General features: G+C 69.3%; 2 protein-coding genes. Both read left to right on the top strand.

Annotation, left to right across the window (positions count from 1 at the left end; translation table 11 throughout):
• Positions 1 to 123: 123 nt before the first annotated feature.
• Positions 124 to 1,374, top strand: a complete 1,251-nt coding sequence (locus KUM40_RS26400) for an IS256 family transposase (protein WP_217168691.1) — start codon at positions 124 to 126, stop codon at positions 1,372 to 1,374.
• The gene (locus KUM40_RS26395) at positions 1,371 to 1,841 is read left to right on the top strand and encodes a hypothetical protein (protein ID WP_217168690.1); all 471 of its coding nucleotides are present in this window, start codon (positions 1,371 to 1,373) and stop codon (positions 1,839 to 1,841) included. The genes KUM40_RS26400 and KUM40_RS26395 overlap by 4 nt, the downstream gene beginning before the upstream one ends.
• The last annotated feature ends 40 nt before the right edge of the window (positions 1,842 to 1,881 follow it).

Genomic DNA, 1,881 nt, shown 5'->3' with positions numbered 1-1,881 from the left:
GAGCAATGCTCAAGACCTGTGGATCAGCCCCGGGCGGGGACGCGGAGGCGTACCTTCCCGAATGATCCTTTGATGGTCACCGAGTAGGCCCGCGTTCGTAGCGCGGGTCGGGAAGGCACGCCCGTGCTCAGCGTAGTGAATGCCGAGGGTTCCACCGAGTCCGGTTCCCTGATCGACGAGATCGTCCGCGAGGGCGCCCGCCGGATGCTGGCCGCCGCGCTGGAGGCGGAAGTCAACCAGTACATAGCCGAGTTGGCTGCCGAGCGGGACGGGCACGGGCACCGCCTGGTGGTCCGCAACGGCCACCACCGGCCCCGCACCGTGACCACCGCGGCAGGTGCTGTCGAGGTCACCGCCCCCCGGGTCAACGACCGCCGCGTCGATGAGGAGACAGGCGAGCGCAAGCGGTTCTCCTCGAAGATCCTGGCCCCGTGGTGCCGCAAGTCCCCGAAGGTCTCCGAGGTGCTGCCGCTGCTCTACCTGCACGGACTGTCCTCGGGGGACTTCGTGCCCGCGCTGGAGCAGTTCCTCGGCTCGGCGGCCGGGTTGTCGCCGGCGACGGTGACGCGGCTGACGAAGCAGTGGGGCGACGACCACGCCGCCTTCCAGGGCCGGGACCTGTCGGACCGCGACTTCGTCTACGTGTGGGCCGACGGCGTGCATCCCAAGGTCCGGCTCGGGCAGGCCCACTCCTGCGTGCTGGTGCTGCTCGGGGTCCGTCTGGACGGCACCAAGGAGTTGGTCGCGCTGGCGGAGGGGCTGCGCGAGTCGACGGAGTCGTGGGCCGACCTGCTGCGCGACTGCCGCCGCCGGGGCATGCGCGACCCCGAGCTGGTTGTCGGCGACGGCGCGATGGGGTTGTGGAAGGCCCTGGCCGAGGTGTTCCCTGCCGCCCGGCACCAGAGGTGCTGGGTCCACAAAGCACGGAATGTCACGAATGCCCTTCCGAAGTCAGCGCAGCCGGGCGCGACGAAGGCGCTGCAGGAGATTTACAACGCCGAGGACCGCACGCACGCGGGGAAGGCGATCGAGGCGTTCGCGAAGACCTACGGCACCAAGTGGCCCAAGGCCGTCGCGAAGATCACCGACGATACGGAGGAGCTACTGGCGTTCTACGACTTCCCGGCCGAGCACTGGGTCCACCTGCGGACCACCAACCCCATCGAGTCCACGTTCTCCACGGTCAAGCTGCGGACCAAGGTCACCCGCGGGGCCGGCAGCCCGGCCGCCGCCCTGGCCATGGTCTTCAAGCTCGTCGAGTCCGCCCAGGACCGCTGGCGAGCGATCACCGGAGCCCACCTGGTCGCCCTGGTCCGCTCCGGCGCCAGGTTCGAGAACGGCGTCCTGGCCGAGCGGCAGGACCAGGCCGCATGAACCCCCACGACGACCCTCGGGAACAGCCGGCCGAGCACCTGCGCTTCGCTGCCTACCTTCGCGAACTCGCGCAGGTCACCGACGCTGAGGAGACGGCTGTGGTCACGAAGGTCCTCACCGATCCGGACCAGACGATGGCCCGGTCCGCCGTGCTGCGGCACCTGGACCGCCGGGCCACCACCCTCTACCTCGGCCCCGCCTTCGAACCGTGGGCCCAGGCATTGACCCAGGCCGCCGAGCACCATCCGTTCCTGAGCCGGCGCCTGCAGGAATGGTCCCTCCTTCGGGCCGTCATACTCGGGCAGCCCTGGCGCTCCGGCGACCTGCTGGAATCGTCCGACTGGCTCCAGCACAATGCCGCTGCGACCTCGGACACCAAGGCGCTCCAGATCCTCGCTGACAGCGGTCGCACCAAGCGGATCCGCAACGCCGCCAGAACGAACCTCGCGCAGCCGGGCAACAACTGAGCTGCAAATCCAACCCATCCACAACTCTTGACTATTGCTC

The organism is Streptomyces sp. AC512_CC834 (assembly GCF_019049325.1).
Taxonomy (GTDB): Bacteria; Actinomycetota; Actinomycetes; order Streptomycetales; family Streptomycetaceae; genus Streptomyces.
Note: the sequence above shows the minus strand (reverse complement) of the source record. Positions and strands in the feature narration are given on the sequence as shown.

Coding starts and splice junctions, on each gene's coding strand:
- KUM40_RS26395 (WP_217168690.1), top strand. CDS start 1,371: ATGAACCCCCACGACGACCCTCGGGAACAGCCGGCCGAGCACCTGCGC.